This window comes from Nostoc sp. MG11 (assembly GCF_014904695.1).
In the GTDB taxonomy this organism is placed as follows: domain Bacteria; phylum Cyanobacteriota; class Cyanobacteriia; order Cyanobacteriales; family Nostocaceae; genus Komarekiella.
This window is the reverse complement of record NZ_JACXXN010000007.1, coordinates 178,246-195,607: the sequence shown is the minus strand read 5'-3', so window position 1 is coordinate 195,607 and position 17,362 is coordinate 178,246. Positions and strand designations below refer to the sequence as shown.

17 protein-coding genes are annotated in these 17,362 nt (G+C 42.1%); 7 read left to right on the top strand and 10 right to left on the bottom strand.

Going from position 1 to position 17,362, the window contains the following annotated elements:
* Positions 1-17 precede the first annotated feature (17 nt).
* From HCR01_RS13420 to HCR01_RS13400, 5 genes are all read right to left on the bottom strand, one after another.
* Complete coding sequence (locus HCR01_RS13420; RefSeq protein WP_193196759.1) at positions 18-173, bottom strand: DUF3285 domain-containing protein; 156 nt, start codon at positions 171-173, stop codon at positions 18-20.
* A gap of 146 nt (positions 174-319) precedes the next feature.
* Positions 320-1,442 (bottom strand): peptide chain release factor 2 gene (prfB, locus tag HCR01_RS13415; RefSeq protein WP_193196658.1). Its coding sequence is split into 2 segments (ribosomal slippage): positions 320-1,369 and positions 1,371-1,442, totalling 1,122 coding nucleotides; the frame shifts between segments, so codons are not numbered across the junction.
* Between the two features lie 299 nt (positions 1,443-1,741).
* Positions 1,742-2,819, bottom strand: a protein-coding gene (locus tag HCR01_RS13410) for a PCRF domain-containing protein (protein WP_193196758.1) whose coding sequence is annotated in 2 segments (ribosomal slippage) — positions 1,742-2,746 and positions 2,748-2,819 — 1,077 coding nt in all. Because the reading frame shifts where the segments join, the coding sequence is not laid out codon by codon here.
* A gap of 41 nt (positions 2,820-2,860) precedes the next feature.
* Positions 2,861-4,912: a pentapeptide repeat-containing protein gene (locus HCR01_RS13405; protein WP_193196657.1), complete on the bottom strand. Its 2,052-nt coding sequence runs from the start codon at positions 4,910-4,912 to the stop codon at positions 2,861-2,863.
* A 547-nt stretch (positions 4,913-5,459) separates the two neighbouring features.
* Complete coding sequence (locus HCR01_RS13400; protein WP_193196656.1) at positions 5,460-6,047, bottom strand: Uma2 family endonuclease; 588 nt, start codon at positions 6,045-6,047, stop codon at positions 5,460-5,462.
* A 41-nt stretch (positions 6,048-6,088) separates the two neighbouring features.
* On the opposite strand from HCR01_RS13400, the gene HCR01_RS13395 reads away from it, so the two are divergent.
* The 6 genes from HCR01_RS13395 to HCR01_RS13370 all read left to right on the top strand — a co-directional run bounded on the left by HCR01_RS13395 (position 6,089) and on the right by HCR01_RS13370 (position 12,730).
* Complete coding sequence (locus HCR01_RS13395) at positions 6,089-6,292, top strand: hypothetical protein (protein WP_193196655.1); 204 nt, start codon at positions 6,089-6,091, stop codon at positions 6,290-6,292.
* 152 nt (positions 6,293-6,444) lie between these two features.
* Entirely contained in the window at positions 6,445-6,624 is a 180-nt protein-coding gene (locus HCR01_RS13390; protein ID WP_162398573.1) for a hypothetical protein, read from the top strand.
* A 355-nt stretch (positions 6,625-6,979) separates the two neighbouring features.
* Positions 6,980-8,839 (top strand): NAD(P)H-quinone oxidoreductase subunit F, encoded by a 1,860-nt coding sequence (locus HCR01_RS13385; RefSeq protein ID WP_193196654.1) that lies wholly within the window; start codon positions 6,980-6,982, stop codon positions 8,837-8,839.
* Between the two features lie 69 nt (positions 8,840-8,908).
* On the top strand, positions 8,909-9,622 hold the full coding sequence (locus HCR01_RS13380; protein WP_193196653.1) for a carbonic anhydrase: 714 nt from the start codon (positions 8,909-8,911) through the stop codon (positions 9,620-9,622).
* Positions 9,623-9,819: 197 nt separating this feature from the next.
* The gene (locus tag HCR01_RS13375) at positions 9,820-11,316 is read left to right on the top strand and encodes an NADH-quinone oxidoreductase subunit M (protein WP_193196652.1); all 1,497 of its coding nucleotides are present in this window, start codon (positions 9,820-9,822) and stop codon (positions 11,314-11,316) included.
* 106 nt (positions 11,317-11,422) lie between these two features.
* On the top strand, positions 11,423-12,730 hold the full coding sequence (locus tag HCR01_RS13370; RefSeq protein WP_193196651.1) for a CO2 hydration protein: 1,308 nt from the start codon (positions 11,423-11,425) through the stop codon (positions 12,728-12,730).
* A gap of 296 nt (positions 12,731-13,026) precedes the next feature.
* On the opposite strand, the gene HCR01_RS13365 is transcribed toward HCR01_RS13370, so the two are convergent.
* Both HCR01_RS13365 and HCR01_RS13360 read right to left on the bottom strand, forming a co-directional pair.
* The gene (locus tag HCR01_RS13365; RefSeq protein ID WP_193196650.1) at positions 13,027-13,221 is read right to left on the bottom strand and encodes a hypothetical protein; all 195 of its coding nucleotides are present in this window, start codon (positions 13,219-13,221) and stop codon (positions 13,027-13,029) included.
* 264 nt (positions 13,222-13,485) lie between these two features.
* Positions 13,486-13,695 carry a hypothetical protein gene (locus HCR01_RS13360; protein ID WP_193196649.1) on the bottom strand — a complete coding sequence of 70 codons (210 nt, stop codon included), beginning with the start codon at positions 13,693-13,695 and terminating at the stop codon, positions 13,486-13,488.
* 339 nt (positions 13,696-14,034) lie between these two features.
* Between HCR01_RS13360 and HCR01_RS13355 the strand changes: the two genes are divergently transcribed.
* Positions 14,035-15,057 (top strand): spore photoproduct lyase family protein, encoded by a 1,023-nt coding sequence (locus HCR01_RS13355; RefSeq protein ID WP_193196757.1) that lies wholly within the window; start codon positions 14,035-14,037, stop codon positions 15,055-15,057.
* Here HCR01_RS13355 and HCR01_RS13350 read toward each other — a convergent pair.
* The 3 genes from HCR01_RS13350 to HCR01_RS13340 form a co-directional block, all read right to left on the bottom strand.
* Positions 14,987-16,075, bottom strand: a complete 1,089-nt coding sequence (locus HCR01_RS13350) for an NAD-dependent epimerase/dehydratase family protein (RefSeq protein ID WP_193196648.1) — start codon at positions 16,073-16,075, stop codon at positions 14,987-14,989. The genes HCR01_RS13355 and HCR01_RS13350 overlap by 71 nt on opposite strands.
* Positions 16,076-16,134: 59 nt before the next feature.
* On the bottom strand, positions 16,135-16,770 hold the full coding sequence (locus HCR01_RS13345) for an ATP-dependent Clp protease proteolytic subunit (protein ID WP_193196647.1): 636 nt from the start codon (positions 16,768-16,770) through the stop codon (positions 16,135-16,137).
* 241 nt (positions 16,771-17,011) lie between these two features.
* Positions 17,012-17,332 carry a cupin domain-containing protein gene (locus HCR01_RS13340; RefSeq protein ID WP_193196646.1) on the bottom strand — a complete coding sequence of 107 codons (321 nt, stop codon included), beginning with the start codon at positions 17,330-17,332 and terminating at the stop codon, positions 17,012-17,014.
* Positions 17,333-17,362 lie beyond the last annotated feature (30 nt).

The window sequence follows — 17,362 nt, the reverse complement described above, 5'->3', positions numbered from 1 at the left end:
GAGGTGAGCATTTATCGTTAGCGTGTTAGATAAGCAAGACCAACGAGGACAGCTAAAAGTCCTACGGCGGTCAGTGCAAAATGTTTTAAGGATGTGCTACCCTTTCGCACCATGTTTCGCATGGCGAGTTTTACGTAGCTGGGTTGAGGTTCTGTTGAAGGGGAGTTAGTCATAATTATTTGATCGCAGACTCTTTTATAAATGTAACAGTTGGTATGGAGTAGAGTTGCGATCGCACCAATATCAATACTAAAAAAATAAATAATAGGTACTAAGTATACAGTAAAAAAATACTTAGTACCCATAACTAATCTTTAAATTATGTAGGGGTGTTTTCTACGAGTTGGTTTTCTTGCCGTAGATAAGCTTGAACGAATGTATCAAGTTCGCCATTCATCACATCTGTAATCGCGGTAGTTTCTGTGTTTGTACGCAAGTCCTTCACCATTTGGTAAGGATGAAACACATAGTTACGGATTTGGTTGCCCCAGGAGGCTTCCACCATATCACCACGAATTTCAGCAATTTCTTGAGCACGTTGCTCTTTAGCAATGACTAGCAGCTTGGCTTTGAGACGAGCAAGGGCCTTCTCTTTGTTTTGCAGTTGAGAACGTTCTTCTGTACAGCGCACGGCTAGCCCCGTGGGGAGGTGAACAACCCTTACCGCTGTTTCTACTTTGTTGACGTTCTGTCCGCCTTTACCGCCAGAGCGAGTTGTGGTGATTTCCAAATCTTTCTCTGGAATGTCCAACTGTACAGAGTTATCTATTTGCGGCATTACTTCCACCCCAGCGAAACTGGTTTGTCGTTTGCCATTAGCGTTAAAGGGTGAAATTCGCACTAAGCGATGTGTGCCTGTTTCAGACCGCAAATAACCATAAGCATAACGACCAGTAATTTCTAGGGTTGCTGATTTAATTCCGGCTTCATCACCCTCAGACTCTTCAGCTAGACTTACCTTATAGCCGTGAGCTTCTGCCCAACGAGTGTACATCCGCAGTAACATAAATGCCCAATCCTGGGCATCTGTACCACCAGCACCGGCATTAATCGTTAGTACAGCGCCTTCCGCATCATAGGGGCCGGAAAGTAATTGTTGTAACTCCCACTGGTCAAGGTCACGATTGAGCTTGGTGATTGTGGATTCCGCTTCTTGCAAGAGTGCTTCGTCGGTTTCTAACTCTAATAACTCAACTACTGCTTTAGTATCTTCTAGACTGGCTTGCCACTGATCATATTGCTGAAGGTGGGCTTTTAGGTCGTTGAGTTCTTGTAGCGTTTGTTGAGCTTGGGTTTGGTCATTCCAAAATTCTGGCTGAGCTGATATTTGTTCCAGGTCTTGAATTTTGGCTGTCAATGCAGGTACGTCAAAGATAGTGCTGGGTTTTACCCAGGCGACCAGACAACGTTTCGATTTCGCGTTTTAGTTCTAAGACTTCCATAGTGATTGCTAAACGAAAGATAGAGCGTTTTAGATTGGGAGATTGCTCTTGATTCTATTTACAGCAGATTTCAGGTAAATGAAGTACATAAATAAAACCTGAAACCCTGTAGAGACGTTACATCTACGGTCTCTACGTATGATTCATGAAAATGCCAACTGCTGTATCTTTTTGATTTTAGCTGGAGTTTGGCAAATTTTTTCTACACTACTTATATAAGTTACATAAATTACTGCATTATTTGGCAATATCTGAGGGCAAACGACGAGAGTGTCTTTGCTTATTCCAGTGTTTTGATTTTACTGTTGCAGATAGGCTTTGATAAACAAATCGATTTCACCATCTAAGACCTCTGCTATGGCAGTTGTTTCCACTTTGGTACGCAGATCTTTCACGTTTTTGTAAGGATGTAATACATATTCACGGATAAGCTTGTTAGATAAAGATTTTATCAGTTGAGGTTGAATTTTGGAAAGTTGGACATTTTGAGTTAGTGCGATCGCAACCAGCCTACTCTTAAGAATAGCTAATGCTTTCTCTTTGTTGTGTAGCTGGCTGCGCTCCAGATTACAAAACACAGTAATCCCAGTAGGAATATGAAACAACTGCACCCATATTTCTGGGCGGTTAACATTCCTCTGACAACGTGGCAAAGTGATTTGTAAATCCTTGTCTGGAATTTCAACCTCAACAGACTCATCCAAGATAGGGCTGACTTCTACACTGGCAAAGCAAGTATGTCGTTTACCGTCACCCTTCAAATGAGAAAGCCGCATTATTTTTGCATGGGTTCCTTGTTCTGATTTGAGGTAGCCATAAGCATAACGCCCGATAATTTCCACGACATACTTAATTCCGGTTAAATCCGCACCAGAATCTTCTCTTGCATATACTAAGTAATTTTGCTTGACACTCCAACGGTGATACATCCGCAGTAGGATAGTTGCCCAATCTTGAGCATCCACACTATTAGAACTAGCAGTAATAGTTAAGAATGCTCCATTTTGGTCGCAGGGATTAGATAGTAACTGTTGTATTTCGAGTGTGTTAAGTTCTTGCTGGAGTTGCGTGAGGTTGCTTTGCATCTCTTGTAACAATTGCTCATCAGCGGATAATTCCAACAGTTCCAGAGCAACTTTGATATCTTCTAGAATGGTGCGCCATTGCTGATATTTTTTCTTGTTGGAGATGAGGGATTTAATCTCTTGAAGTGTCTGATAGGCAGTAAGAGAATTTTCCCAAAAAGTAGATTTGGCAATTAATTGATCTGGGTCTTTAACTCTTGTACTCAGTTCTCTGAGGTCAAAGACATTCCTCAGCTTTGTCCAGGATATTCGACAACCTTTCTACTTCACTTTTGATATTTAATAGTTCCAGCATGGCTTTACATTCCTGAGAGATTTTTAACTGGATGTATATTATCCTAAACCGAATAGTTTGGCGATCGCAGGCAATAAATTATTAGTCGATTCAACTAATGTGGCAACAGCAGGTAAACCAGAAAATATCCCTTTCAACATGGTGATTGCATTTTTTGCAGTTTTTTGCTTGGTGGATTCTTGGGGATTTGTACCTGCTTCTGCTAAAGCTTTTACCTGTAACAATGCATCAGCTTTGTCTGTTTCAGGCAAATCTGAGGACTGTGAAATTACCTCGTGCAACTGCGTCAACAATTCTTTAATTCCTGGTTTATCTGCATCGGTTGCATCAGGCAATTGATTGAGGGCAATACTCACATTACCGCTGATGGTTCCTAGGTTAGCAACAGAGCCGCCCCCAGCGATACCGCTGACGTTACTGCTACCTTGAATATTGATGCCGCTGATATCAGACATGATGGTATTTCCTTGTGTATAAGATTTTGGCTGCCCAAGTGCAGTTGTGATCATATTTTTTAAATCACTAATATAACTATCTTTTTCTACAAGCAATAATTGCTGACTCTGTGATAAAGCTTTGAGTTGATTATAGTCATCAAAATATTCTGCACTCAGTTGAGATTTATCGCTACCTGCTGCGGTTTTGGCTTTGAGCAAGATTTTATCATCGCCGCGTTTCTCCATTGCGACGATTTCTAACTCGGCTTCTGGATGGTTTTCGGCGAGGTTTTTAAAGGCGATCGCAACAGCACGGGGGTCAACGCCTTGATTATGGTAAAGGTCGAGGGTGTCAAAAATCGGCTTGATAAAATCGGCAAAATCCCCGTCTGCAAATACCTCTTGTTTATTATCTGGTTTGCGGAGGGGGTCGGGGTTTTCTTTGGTGGGTAAGCGCATGAAGACATATTCACACCTCACCCCATGCAATTTAGTTGTATTTGTAATGCCCCAATCTTCGATGTAAGCTCCGGTGAGTGTTGCACCTGTTAAATCTGTGCCGTCTAGTTGCGTTTGCTTCAGCTTTGCTCTTGACAAATCGGCATCTTGTAAATTAGCTTCACTGAGATCAGCGCCAATAAAGCTGGCATCAGCTAGGTTAGCTTTTTGTAAGTTGATACCGCGCAGGTTTTCACGGTCAAAGTTTTTGTCTTGTCCCCGTCCCGTAGTTAGCAGTTGACGTACTTTTGGGTTTTGAAGATAAGTTAAACCAGGACGAACACGGTCAAGCATTTTGGCTTGATGCCAACGAGTACCAGTGAGGTTAGTCTTGCGGAAATCTGTACTTTTGAGCGCAGCTTGAGAAAAATCAGCATTGGTTAAGTCAGCGCCATGAAAACTTGTACCTCCTATTGCAGCAAAGGCGATCGCGATATTACGAACTAAGGAGTGCTTTTCATCTCCTTTCATTGCTTGCCAACTGATGTAAATACTAACTAATGTTCCGGCTACGGCTACGGCTACGACTACGACTCTTGCAACTCCGGCTCTGGCTATAGCTGTGGCTACGGCTACGGCTACGGCTACGGCTACAGTTCCAGCTACGGTTCTGGCTCCGGCTACGGTTCTGGCTACGGCTACAGCTACAGCTCCGGCTATAGCTCCGGCTACGGCTATGGCCACGGCTATAGCTACGGCTACGGCTATGGCTCTGGCTACGGTTACGGCTCTGGCTACGGTTCCAGCTACGGCTATGGCTCCAACGAAAGCTATAGCTCCGGCTCCGGCTCCTAAACCAGATGCTACTCCCTGATGAATCATGATAAAAAAGAAAGCAATTAATACAATCAAAGCAGTCCAGCCCACGAACTCGTACATTAAGCTGGATTTATCAAATATTAGTGACACAACATAACCGTTGAAAGCCCATAAAAATCCTGACAGTCCCGACAACAGCCACGAGACAAGGACTAGGAAAATTGCCCATCGGCGTTGCAGTCCAGCTTTAGCATGGCTGAAATTTGCGCCTGTCAAATTAGCGTTAGTGAAGTTTGCCCCTCGGATGTCGGCATAGCTAAAGTTTGCACCCGCAAGGTCTTGTCTACCTTTGAAGTTGCGTCCTCGGAGATTTTGACCGGAGAAGTCTAAAGCCATATTCAACTCTACAGAGGTGAGTAAATTTTACTACACGCTCACCCCTGTAAATTTAGGAATGGTTAGATATTTTTCGTTAACGGAGTTCAAAGACTCATTAACGGAGTTCAAAGGCTCGTTGACGAATATCAAAGACTCATTAATGGAGTTCAAAGGCTCGTTGACGAATATCAAAGACTCATTAATGGAGTTCAAAGACTCATTCACGAATATCAAAGACTCATTAATGGAGTTCAAAGACTCATTCACGAATATCAAAGACTCATTAATGGAGTTCAAAGACTCGTCGCCCAGGTTTAGAGGCTCATTGTTGAAGCACTCTCAAATTCCTCATGAATCACAGCCTATAATTGTGCAGCTTCTTCGTCGCTTATAATACCTGCAAACTGTAACAGTGGATGGGAACGTTTTACAGGTGCGATTTCTGTTGTTTTAGCGATGCCTACGACGGGCTATGCCTATGCATAATTTGAGCAACTCTTTTAACAGTGTTAGCGTCCACTATGCCGCCTGCAAATTGGGAGTGGCGTTGGTAGTAATTGAGAGTTCACTTCCGTCCTGCCAAGACTTGTTCGGCACTCAAATCCAACTGTGGAAAAGTAAAAGAAATGATGCGTTCTTGTCCTCGGAATGCAACAGCATCATAGAACCCTTCCACTAGGGTGCATATTGTTACTACCTCTTGAATCGGGTCAACAATCCAGTATTCGGGAATTTCCAAAACAGCATATTCAGAACGTTTGCTGCGATAGTCTGTAGTTTGTGTAGATTCGCTGACGACTTCTACCACTAATATGGGGGGAGTTTCGTTGAGTTCGATCACAGCTTCTCGATTAGAAAGTGCTTCCCACTGCTGTGTTGGTAATACTACTACATCTGGAATTCGTGAGGTGTCCCAGCGTCCAGAGCGTGGCGAACGCACTCCGACAGAAAACTTTTGTGCTGTCCAATTCTTGCCCATCTTGGCACTTTCATCATCAAAGCTTCGTTCTAAAAACTTAGAGATGCCACCGTGCTTGCCAGTGCCAAGGCTCATGGGAATTAATTCTCCATCTACCAATTCATATTGGGTATCCGTGCCATCGTTATACTTAAGATACTCTGCAAAAGTAAATTTTTTTGTGGTTGCAGTCATAGCGATACCTAGGTTGGGCTGCGCCTACGCAATTCTCATCGATGACTCAATACAGTTATTCTACTTGCATTACAGGAAATATTGATGGAACGTTCAGAATTAATCGCTATTCTTACAGGTGCGATTTCGGTCATTTTAGCGATCGCACATTGGTAAGCTTCTATGGCTTCTTGGTGATAGCATTCACTTCTGTCATGAGAAGAAAACGAGGCGACGGCAGAACTTTTGAATGTCCCTGGTTTTGAGCAAGCTTTGCGTGAAGCTATGCAGGAAGCTGAAGCAGTGGAGGTTGTAGCATTTCATTCGTCGCTATGTATGAGTTGGTAAATGTGTGGTGTGTGTCTCAAGTATTAATGTGGATATAGACACAGCACAATCAGCATTATAGGAATTACTAATGAACCGCTCAAAAATAGTTGCCGTGATTACAGGCGCGATTTCTATTCTGTTGGCGATCGCCTACCTCATCTTAGTCCAACTGCTGGACTACCGGGACATGAAACCCGCCCCTATTAGTCAAGTTGACCAAATGCCTGCGATTGTTGCTTATACTTGCCAGGTTGACAAAATCCTCTAAGTGTAATTATACTTAGCCGACTTGCAGAGACGCGATTCATGGCGTCTCTTGTCATTTATGTCAATTATTAAAAACCAATCGTAACTATTGAGTAAACTCTTATGTATTCTATAGATTAGAGATAATAGTGATTATTGGGAAATCAAATACACAATGATATAAGAATTAATTAGATTAAATATCGCTAATTTATTTAGTTTAAGTTATTCCATTTGAGCAAATATAAATGTAAGCTATTTATAACAAAATTAAAAAAAGATAAATTTGTCTTAACTGCGATAGCTGGGTTTAAGGGGATCAACGTTTGTTGATTTTAAAACCCTACAAGTTTGACTGCAAATCTAGAGGTGCTTTGATGGCTCAGTTTCTACTTGAGACTGTTTGGCTAGTTCCGTGCTATGCATTAATGGGTGGGCTGTTGGCTGTGCCGTGGTCGCCGGGGATCATTCGTCACACCGGGCCAAGACCGGCTGGTTATGTCAATTTGGTAATGACATTTTTGGCGTTCGTTCATAGCGCGATCGCATTACAAGCTACTTGGAATCAACCGCCCCAAGAAGTATTTATTCCTTGGCTATCTACGGCTGGTTTAGACTTGACCATTGCTTTAGAAATTTCCTCTGTAAGTGTCGGCGCGTTAGTTGTCATTTGTGGCTTGAATTTGTTAGCGCAGATATTTGCAATTGGTTACATGGAAATGGATTGGGGTTGGGGACGTTTCTATTCCTTATTGGGATTATTTGAAGCCGGATTGTGCGCCCTTGCCTTGTGTAATAACTTGTTCTTTAGTTATGTAATTCTGGAAGTCCTCACACTAGGAACCTACCTACTTGTCGGCTTATGGTTTAGTCAGCCGTTGGTAGTTTCAGGTGCGAGAGATGCTTTTTTAACAAAGCGGGTGGGAGACTTGTTTTTGCTGATGGGGGTGTTAGCACTATGGCCCCTTGCTGGAACTTGGAGTTATCCAGAACTAGCGCAATGGGCAGCGACAGCGGATGTTAACCCTACGACTATGGCGTTAGTAGGTTTAGCCTTAATTGCTGGGCCGATGGGCAAATGCGCCCAGTTTCCCCTACATCTGTGGTTGGATGAAGCTATGGAAGGCCCTGTTCCGAGTACGATTTTACGTAACTCGGTAGTAGTTGCTAGTGGTGCATGGGTGCTGATTAAATTGCAACCTGTGTTAACTCTGTCGCCCATAGTTTCCTCAGCCATAGTAGCGATTGGGGCGGTGACAGCGGTGGGCGCTTCTTTAATTGCGATCGCTCAAGTTGACCTCAAACGCTGTTTATCTTATTCTGTCAGTGCTTACATGGGCTTAGTGTTCATTGCTGTGGGAATACAGCAAGACGAAGCCGCACTCTTGTTGGTACTTACCCATGCCATATCAGCAGCCCTGTTGGTAATGAGTACTGGGGGAATTATCTGGAACAGCATCACCCAAGATGTCACCCAATTAGGCGGATTGTGGTCACGCCGTCCCATCTCAGGATTAGCTTTTATCGTCGGGACTTTGGGGTTAATTGGTTTTCCGCCCTTGGGTAGTTTTTGGGCGTTGATGAAGTTAGCAGATGGGCTGTGGGGAACGCAACCTTGGTTAGTAGGAGTGATAATAGCCGTCAACGCTTTAACAGCCTTTAGTTTAACCAGAGAATTCGGTCTACTTTTTGGTGGTAAACGGACACAGATGAGTGAGCGATCGCCTGAAGCTCACTGGCCGATGGTTCTGCCAATGGTGATTTTACTCGGCTTTGCCTTACATCTTCCCTTAATATTACAAAGCTTATCGCTCTTACCCGATTGGACAAACCTAAATAAAGATGTTGCCCTACTTTTAATTTGGTCGACTATTTTCGGTTGTAGTGTTGGTGGTGTGATCTATTTAGGTAATATTCCTAAACCTATTCGTCTGCCTTGGAAAGGTTTACAAGACTTACTGGCATACGATTTCTATACCCCAAAAATCTATCGGATGACCGTCATTTTCGGCGTTGCCCAAATTTCCAAACTTGCCGATATGATTGACCGCTTTGTAGTCGATGGCATCGTTAATATGGTTGGTTTGTTTTCACTATTAGGTGGCGAAAGTCTCAAGTACAGTACCTCTGGACAAACCCAGTTTTATGCATTCACAGTGCTTTTAGGGGTAAGCGCTTTAGGAATGTGGGTAACTTGGCCATTCTGGGGAGTACAGTTTTTAGATTTGATGTTTTAAATCTCTACATTCGTGTGGTAGTGACCATTTCAATCCAGACTAACAGTTTAATGTTGTGAGGAGAATCAAGTGAGCAAAAAACAGTCTCAAGTAAATATTTCCAGAAGAGGTTTACTCAAATTTGGTGCAGGTGCGATCGGTACAGGAGTGGTGGCAGCAGGAATAGGTGCAAACTTAATTGCACCCGAACAAGCCTCAGCAAAAGATGACATAACCCCCGAAAAAGCACTGCAAGAATTACTAGACGGAAATGACAGGTTTGTCAAAAGAAAACGTCGAAATCCTAACCAAGGCTATACACGTTTATTGGAAGTTGCTAAAGGTCAAAAACCCTATGCTTCTATTTTGGGTTGTGCAGATTCACGAGTTCCTTCGGAGATTATTTTTGACCAGGGGCTTGGAGATTTATTTGTCTGCCGTGTAGCTGGTAATATTGCTACACCAGAAGAAATTGGTAGCCTAGAATTTGGCAGCTTAGTATTAGGCACTAAAGTCATCATGTTACTGGGTCATAAAAGATGTGGTGCAGTAGAAGCCACAATGAAAGGCGCTCAAGTACCAGGACAAATTGCCAGTTTATTAGATGCTATTAAACCTGGTATAGAACAATCAAAAACCCAACCAGGGGACAAGTTAGAAAATGCCAGCAAAGCAAATGTTTTGGCACAAGTTGTTAAATTGAAAGCATCTCCAGTTTTAGCTGAATTAATCAAAACAAACAAACTGAAGATAGTCGGGGGTTATTACGATTTGGATACTGGCAAAGTCACCGTACTCGGCTAGCATTTTTGTCATTAGCGATTAGTCATTAGTCTTTTGTCATTTGTATAAGGATTAATGACTATCATTTATCTTACGAAGACACTGCGCGATCACTCCATGTAAAATTAAAAAACAAATCTTTTATTTGGAATGGGAAATTTTCCAAAAGGATTTTGAAGGCACTAGTTGTTAACAGCTTTTTCGCATTTAAAATTACCATGTTAAGTGTATTAATTTGGCTTCCGATTTTAGCCTCAGTTGTTATAGTATTATTACCTGGAAGTTTCTCCGCTAATCGAATTCGTTTAGGAGCATTATTCTTTTCGGGAATAGTTCTTGTCTGGAATCTTTTTATATTGCTGAAATTTGATATCAGTAATCCAGAGATGCAATTTCAAGAGTATCTACCCTGGAATGAAACCCTTGGCTTGAGCTATCAATTAGGAGTTGACGGACTATCAATCTTGATGTTGGTGTTAAATAGCCTGCTCACCTGGATTGCTATTTACAGCAGTAATCAACAAACTGAACGTCCCCGGCTTTTTTACTCGATGGTTTTATTAGTTAGTGGTGGGGTTGCCGGTGCTTTTTTAGCAGAAAATTTGCTGCTATTTTTCTTGTTCTATGAGCTTGAATTAATCCCTTTTTATCTGCTGATTTCTATTTGGGGAGGAGAAAAGCGGGCTTACGCTGGTATTAAATTCCTGATTTATACCGCTGTTTCAGGGGCATTTATTCTAGCGAGCTTCTTAGGCGTGGTCTGGTTGACTGGTTCTACTAGTTTTGCTGTTGATGGAATCTCTACAGAAAACCTGTCAACAGCAAAGCAAATCCTTCTACTGGCAGGGATAGTATTAGGTTTTGGCATCAAAATTCCCCTGGTTCCTTTTCATACTTGGTTGCCAGATGCTTATGTTGAAGCTTCAGCACCAATTGCAATTCTTCTTGGTGGCGTGTTGGCAAAGCTAGGAACATACGGACTGTTGCGGTTTGGTTTGGGTATGTTTCCCCAAACGTGGAGTACTATCGCGCCGACTTTGGCAATTTGGGGAGCAATCAGTGCTATCTATGGGGCAGTAATTGCGATCGCTCAAAAAGATATCAAGCGCATGGTAGCATACAGCTCCGTCGGTCACATGGGCTATATATTGTTAGCTAGCGCCGCCGGTACTCCCCTAGCACTTGTTGGTGCTGTCGCCCAAATGTTTAGCCACGGCATAATCCTTGCCATTCTCTTCCATTTGGTGGGAGTCGTAGAAGCGAAAGTTGGCACACGCGAGTTAGATAAACTCAATGGCTTAATGAGTCCCATACGCGGTTTACCCCTAATTAGTGCCTTGCTGGTTTTAAGCGGGATGGCTAGTGCTGGTATTCCTGGTTTAACAGGATTCATCGCTGAATTTATTGTTTTTCAAGGCAGTTTCTCGGTCTTTCCCATCCCCACATTGTTGTGTGTAGTGGCTAGTGGATTAACCGCAGTTTATTTTGTCATCCTCCTCAATCGTACCTGTTTTGGCAAACTCGATAACATAGCCTACTATCCCAAAGTTTTATGGTCTGAGAAAATGCCATCTCTAATTTTGGCAGCGCTGATTATCTTTTTAGGAGTACAACCCACTTGGTTAGTGCGTTGGAGTGAACCCACAACTACAGCAATGGTGGCTGCAATTCCCTCCTTGGAAAAAACTGTCATTTCTCAAGCGGTAAATAATTGAGAGATGGAATTTAAACGCAAAGGAACGCAGAGTTTAAGGCAAAGGGGCGCAGAGTTTGTAAATTCGATTCACTAGAAATTTACGCAATTTAGCAAACACCATTAATATGACAGCAACTAAGACAGCGACTAAGTTACCTCCTTCCCAGCATGAATTTGCTGAAGTAATTCATCGCTTAGAAGCAGGCGGTGCAATGTTGCCAGATACGCTAGAAAATTTAATGCAAATCATCGGTTTATATAAAGCTTATGCCGTGCCGATGGATTTTTACTGGCGTGATTTGCTTTATATTGCCGAACGCGAATTTTTAAACCCGCTTCCCTTCTTTAAATACTTCTTACCCAAAGAGTATTTAGAGCTGCATAATCATTATGCTGGGGATGATGCTGATTTACGAATTTGGCGAGGTGAAGCTACTGCTCATCCAGAACTGTTGGCATTTATCGAGAAAGGTGAAACCTTCAAAATGCCAAAGTTGTTGCATCACTTATTCCACGATCGCATAAACATGGAATTTGCGGAAGCCTGTATGCGAGCAATGCTGTGGCATAGAGGTATGGGTGGGCAATTTGACCCTTATCTAGACTCAGAAGAATACAAAGCCAACGCCGATAGGGCAATTAAAGCTTACTTCCAAGGCAACCCAGTGATGCTGGGACTGTATAAGCTGTTCCCAGATATGTTTTTGGAACAGTGCCGCCAGATGTCTTACTACGCTAACCTGGGCTTGTTCTGGGAAATCATGGCCCCAGTGTTCTTTGAAATGTCTGACCGCTATGACGAAGGCACAATTGCCAGCGTCCCAGAGGCGATGAATTTCTTAGTCAATGGTATATTTGCGATCGCAGGCCGTCCCATTTATCATCATGTTTATATTCGTGGCGAATGTTATGAAATTATCCCCAAATCTAAAGGCTTCATGTGGCTATATGAAGCCGCATTACCTTATGTAGAAGCAGTTTTCTATCGTACTGCTCCTTTCCGGGGTACAAAATCTTATAATGCTCAAGCACGTCAAGTACCGGAAGATCAAAAAGACTTCCACTATGGCATTCTTTATGCAGATGTGTTTCCAGTTGGTACTGCTGGTATTCCGCCTACATTGTTAATGCAAGATATGTTGCATTTTTTGCCACCGTATCTTGTTGATTACTACAGCAAACATTGCCGTGGTGAAGAAGATATGTTGATTCAGTTGGGGGTTAGTTTCCAACGGTCAATGTATTGTGTGACTTCTGCGGTAATTCAGGCATTGCGGACAGCACTTTTATATCCTTTAGATGACCCCAATCCGAGACATTTACAAGCAAATCGAGATTTCTTTGAGATGCAGCTAAATCGCTTTACTCGTCCTGAGTATAACATTCGTGATGCTGCTCGTTTAGGGAGTATTCAAAAGCAGGATTATAGATAAAATATCCTTCTTTTATTTAGAACTACAGATGAACATCGATAAATTATCGGTGTTCATCTGTGTTTATCTGTGGTTGAATTTTTATGCTAACAGCTTAAGAATCGCCTTCAGACTATAAGTCTTTATCAATTTATTGCATCATTGCTATTAACTTGGGAATAAATTTCCAAGCTAATAGCTAAAGTTCTTCTCAAGAAGACTAAGAAAGGCTTTGGGCTATTAGCCTGCGATTGGAATCGCAGGCGGGCTATAGTTTAGCAACAAAAATGTTACGTCTTAAACATGGCTATATCAATTTAATATCGCCAACCACCGCCACCCCAACCCCAAGGTTTTCCGTAGTAGCCCCAAGGTCTTCCGTAGTAACCCCAAGGTTTGCCATAGTAGCCCCAAGGTCTTCCATAGTGACCCCAGTAACCTCCGCTTTGAAGTTCCTGTTCTTCTTCAGGTAACTCTACCAGTAAATCAGAAGTGTTTATTTGAGCTGTCATAATTGACTACCTCCATTTACCACATAGGTATTACATACAATAGAAAACAAAAGTATTTAATACCTCTGCTTTTAGTTCTAAATTTATTTGATTCAGATTAAACTATCTAAAGTTAGAAAGTAATCAGCTAAAGTTCTACCTTTTGGCTGATGTTAAAGCTTAACGAGCAATTATTCCATTGATTATTTCTTCTCAAAATCAAGCGTTAACATCAGAAATTATGATATTTTTGGGTTCTGCGATCGCATTCTTTAACTATAAAATTTAATCGTCTAACAAACTCATCAATGCTTGCAATTCTTGCTCTTGTGGTTCTGGTAATTGAGAACGTAACTTTAGCAATTCGCTTTCTATTGCTTCTGCCACATAGACCATATTAGACTCTTGGGCAATTTTTAGCTGATTTTCTTTAATTTCGATTTGTCGAAGCAGTTTTTCTTCAACATCAATTGCATTGTAATCGTGAGAAATCATAGCTTTACATTTATTAAAAGTTCAAAAATGACATTAGAACGGCTGTTTATATGTTATCTAGCATTTGTATCAAACACAATTACAACCGGAAACTACTACTCTCAAATGAGTAAAATCCGCTTCATTTATGGTTTGAGAGTTCTCAGTCCAGATTGTAAAATAAAGTTAAGCTACAAAAAGCGCTTTTACCTCAACAGAATTTTACTAAAGCGACGAATTTAACAAATCCTAGAGAATTTTTGCAGATATCAGCAAGATAAATAACGGAGAACGATATTGCTGAATACAATTACAGACCATTCGGGAACAGACACACAAATACGACCAGCAAGGTTATGGATGCCTGAACGGGTGATGTTTACACCTGCTGCATTAGATGAGCCTTGGGGACAGCAAATTTTAGCGCGTGTCCAGTCACTAAACTTACCAATAGAAGAGTTACCACGCAACCGCCTTACAGGTTTACGCGGTGAAGACGAGCGCGAAACTTACAATATTGCCAAGCGCACCTTAGCGGTTGTGACTGCTCCACCTAGTCATTTCAAACTTAGTCCTATCCCCCCATCTGCTGATTGGCAATTTCATCTTGCTGAGGGTTGTCCTGCACATTGCCAATACTGTTATCTCGCAGGTAGTTTATCGGGGCCGCCTGTTATCCGCACCTATGCCAATTTGCCGCTAATATTAGAGAATTTAGCAGCCTATGAACGACCAGGACAGGTAACAACTTATGAGGTCAGCTGTTACACTGACCCATTGGGTATTGAGCATCTGACAGGTAGCCTGGCTGAATGTATCCGTTATTTTGGTACTCGGACTGATGCACATCTACGCTGGGTATCAAAATTCTCTGCGGTGGATGGCTTACTCGACCTACCTCACAACGGTCATACCCGTTGCCGGATGAGTGTCAATGCAGCACCTATTTCTGGTAAGTTTGAAGGTGGTACAGCATCGGTAGCATCACGGCTTGCGGCATTACGGCAGTTGGCGTTACCACGAGAGCGCGGTGGTGGTGGCTATCCAGTAGGGCTGGTTATCGCGCCAATTATGCCTATAGATAATTGGCAAATGCACTATAGTCGATTGTTTGACTCGATTAGTGAAGCGCTGGATATGGATTGTGACCTCACTTTTGAGCTAATTTCCCATCGCTTTACACCAGGGTCGAAAGAGGTGTTGCAAACTTGGTATCCCCAATCAAAGCTAGACATGGACGAAGCAAAACGCAGTATCAAGCGTAATAAGTTTGGTGGTATTAAGTACGTTTACGACGCTGGCACAATGAAGGCTATGAAGCGCTTTTTTGAGGATGAGATTCAACGGCGCTATCCTGATGCTGAGATTTTATATTGGACTTAAAATCTGCCAGAATTAAGTCTTCTGTTGCAGAATCTAGCAACCACGGCATCGCAAACTGCTGCGGTTCTTGGGGTGGATGAGTTTTCTGCCAATCAATAGTTCGCCGTAGTGCTTCATCTAGAGGCACAATTTCCTGATATCCTAACTCCTGACGGATACGAGTTGAGTCTACAATCCAATCTTGCTCTAAGTTAAGCGGCAACTTCTGGTCTTGTGGTAGCTGGCTATTGGGTATGACAACAACTTTACCCTGCCAGCCGACTATTTCCCCGACTCTAGTGATACGTTCAGCTTCGGTAAGTGCTTCTACTTCAGCAACATGATAGATGCGACCAGCTGCATTTTCATTTGTGGTTGCTAGTGCGATCGCATACGCTATATTCTCTACATAACCATAAGAACCACGCCATCTTGCAATACTTTCTGACAAAACAATAGCAGGGCGGTTATCATCCATTCGCTGAAGATAGGAATATAGGCGATGCAGAACATCTCTAGAACCATAAACCATTGGCAGGCGTAAAATCGTTCCTGGTAAGTCACACGCCATCACTACCCGTTCCACTAGAATCTTTTCATAATCAACTGGCATATTCAGAGGTCTAGAAGGCATTTTCCGGTAGGGACAGAGTTGTTGGCGCAGGGGCGAATCTTCGGTAAGTGGTACAGGTACAACATCAGATTCCTTACCCCAAAGCACATCGTATGCGCGATACACATCCATACTGCTGATGACAACGACACGCCCAGCAATGTCCTCAAATGTGTTCATCAGGGTTAGCGCGTCTTGCTCAGTGTAAGCAATCATATCTATTACGACTTGAGGCGAAAGCTGCTGAAACTGGCTTCTCATCTCCCAAAAATGCGAGCGATCGCCCAAAATTTCATGCACATCTCGTGGTAAACTAGCTGTGGTTGTTCCGCGATGAAATAGAATCACTTCATGACCCATTGCAACCAATTGACGGACTAAAGGTGGGCCAATAAAATTTGTGCCACCAATGATAAGAATTTTCATTTTTGCAATCCTTTTTACGAATCAGTTATTGACTGATATTGTTATCTTTTATTCGATTACTATTTATCGATGTCAAAGTCAGTTGTAGATTGAATAGATGGAGATGTTTTGACGATGATATTGTCAATTAATCCATAGGCTTTGGCTTCTTGGACACTCATGAAAAAGTCGCGTTCGGAGTCAAGTTCAATTTGCTCTGGCGATTTCCCAGTATTGGCAGCGAGTATGTTGTTAATTAATTGGCGGAAATGTAAAATTTCTTTGGCTGCAACCTCAATATCTGATGCTTTTCCCTGAGCACTTCCTGATGGTTGATGAATCATAATCCGAGCATTTGGTAAAGCATATCTTTTGCCTTTAGTTCCTGAAGCTAGCAAGAATGCTCCCATTGAAGCAGCAGTACCCATACACACAGTACACACTTCTGAGCGAACTTGGTTCATTGCATCGTAAATAGCCATTCCTGCTGTTACTGAACCTCCAGGACTATTGATATATAAGGTGATATCTTGCTCTGGTTCTTCAGCATCTAAAAATAGCATTTGTGCAACGATGAGGTTAGCTATCTCATCTGTAACTTCGTGACGCAAAAAGATAATTCGCTCTGCAAGTAAGCGCGAATAAATATCTAATGCTCGCTCACCTTTGGCTGATTCTTGTATAATAAATGGAATGCTGGGTTGAGTGGAATTCATATTTGGTGACTCCAAAATTTAGCTTTAACTGCAATACGGTTCACTTAAGGCTAATACTTTTTGTGAAAGTCAATTTTTTTAACGAACCGCAGAGACGCAGCGAAAAGTATGAGCGCCGGCTCCCGGCGATCATAACTTTTCAAGACAGAGAACACAGAGAGAAGGAAAAAATTCTTAACTGAACTGTATGGATTAAGTTGAGTTTATAAATGAGTTAGGATTTTGATAACTACTCAAACGTTCACATTTTCCCAAGACGAATTGTAATAATCTCAACAGATGTAATTGCTTTATGGGGCCCATTTTTGGTATTAGCTGGTGTAAACCAAAATGTTCCTGCTTTGCATTCATGTCCAGCAGTTTCGATAGTTCCATCAAGGACATAGACATACTCATCACAAGGATGGTAGTGAACTGGAATTACTGTACCAGCAACCATTCGTAATCTATAAATTGAACCTTCTGGCACTGGTTCAGCTAGTGACAATAATTTTGTTCCTGGAACAGGCTCAAAGTCAAACCATGTTTCAGTTTCAGTGTCAACAAAAGTCTGTTTAACCATATTGAATTTTCCCAAAACTCAGTTTAATTT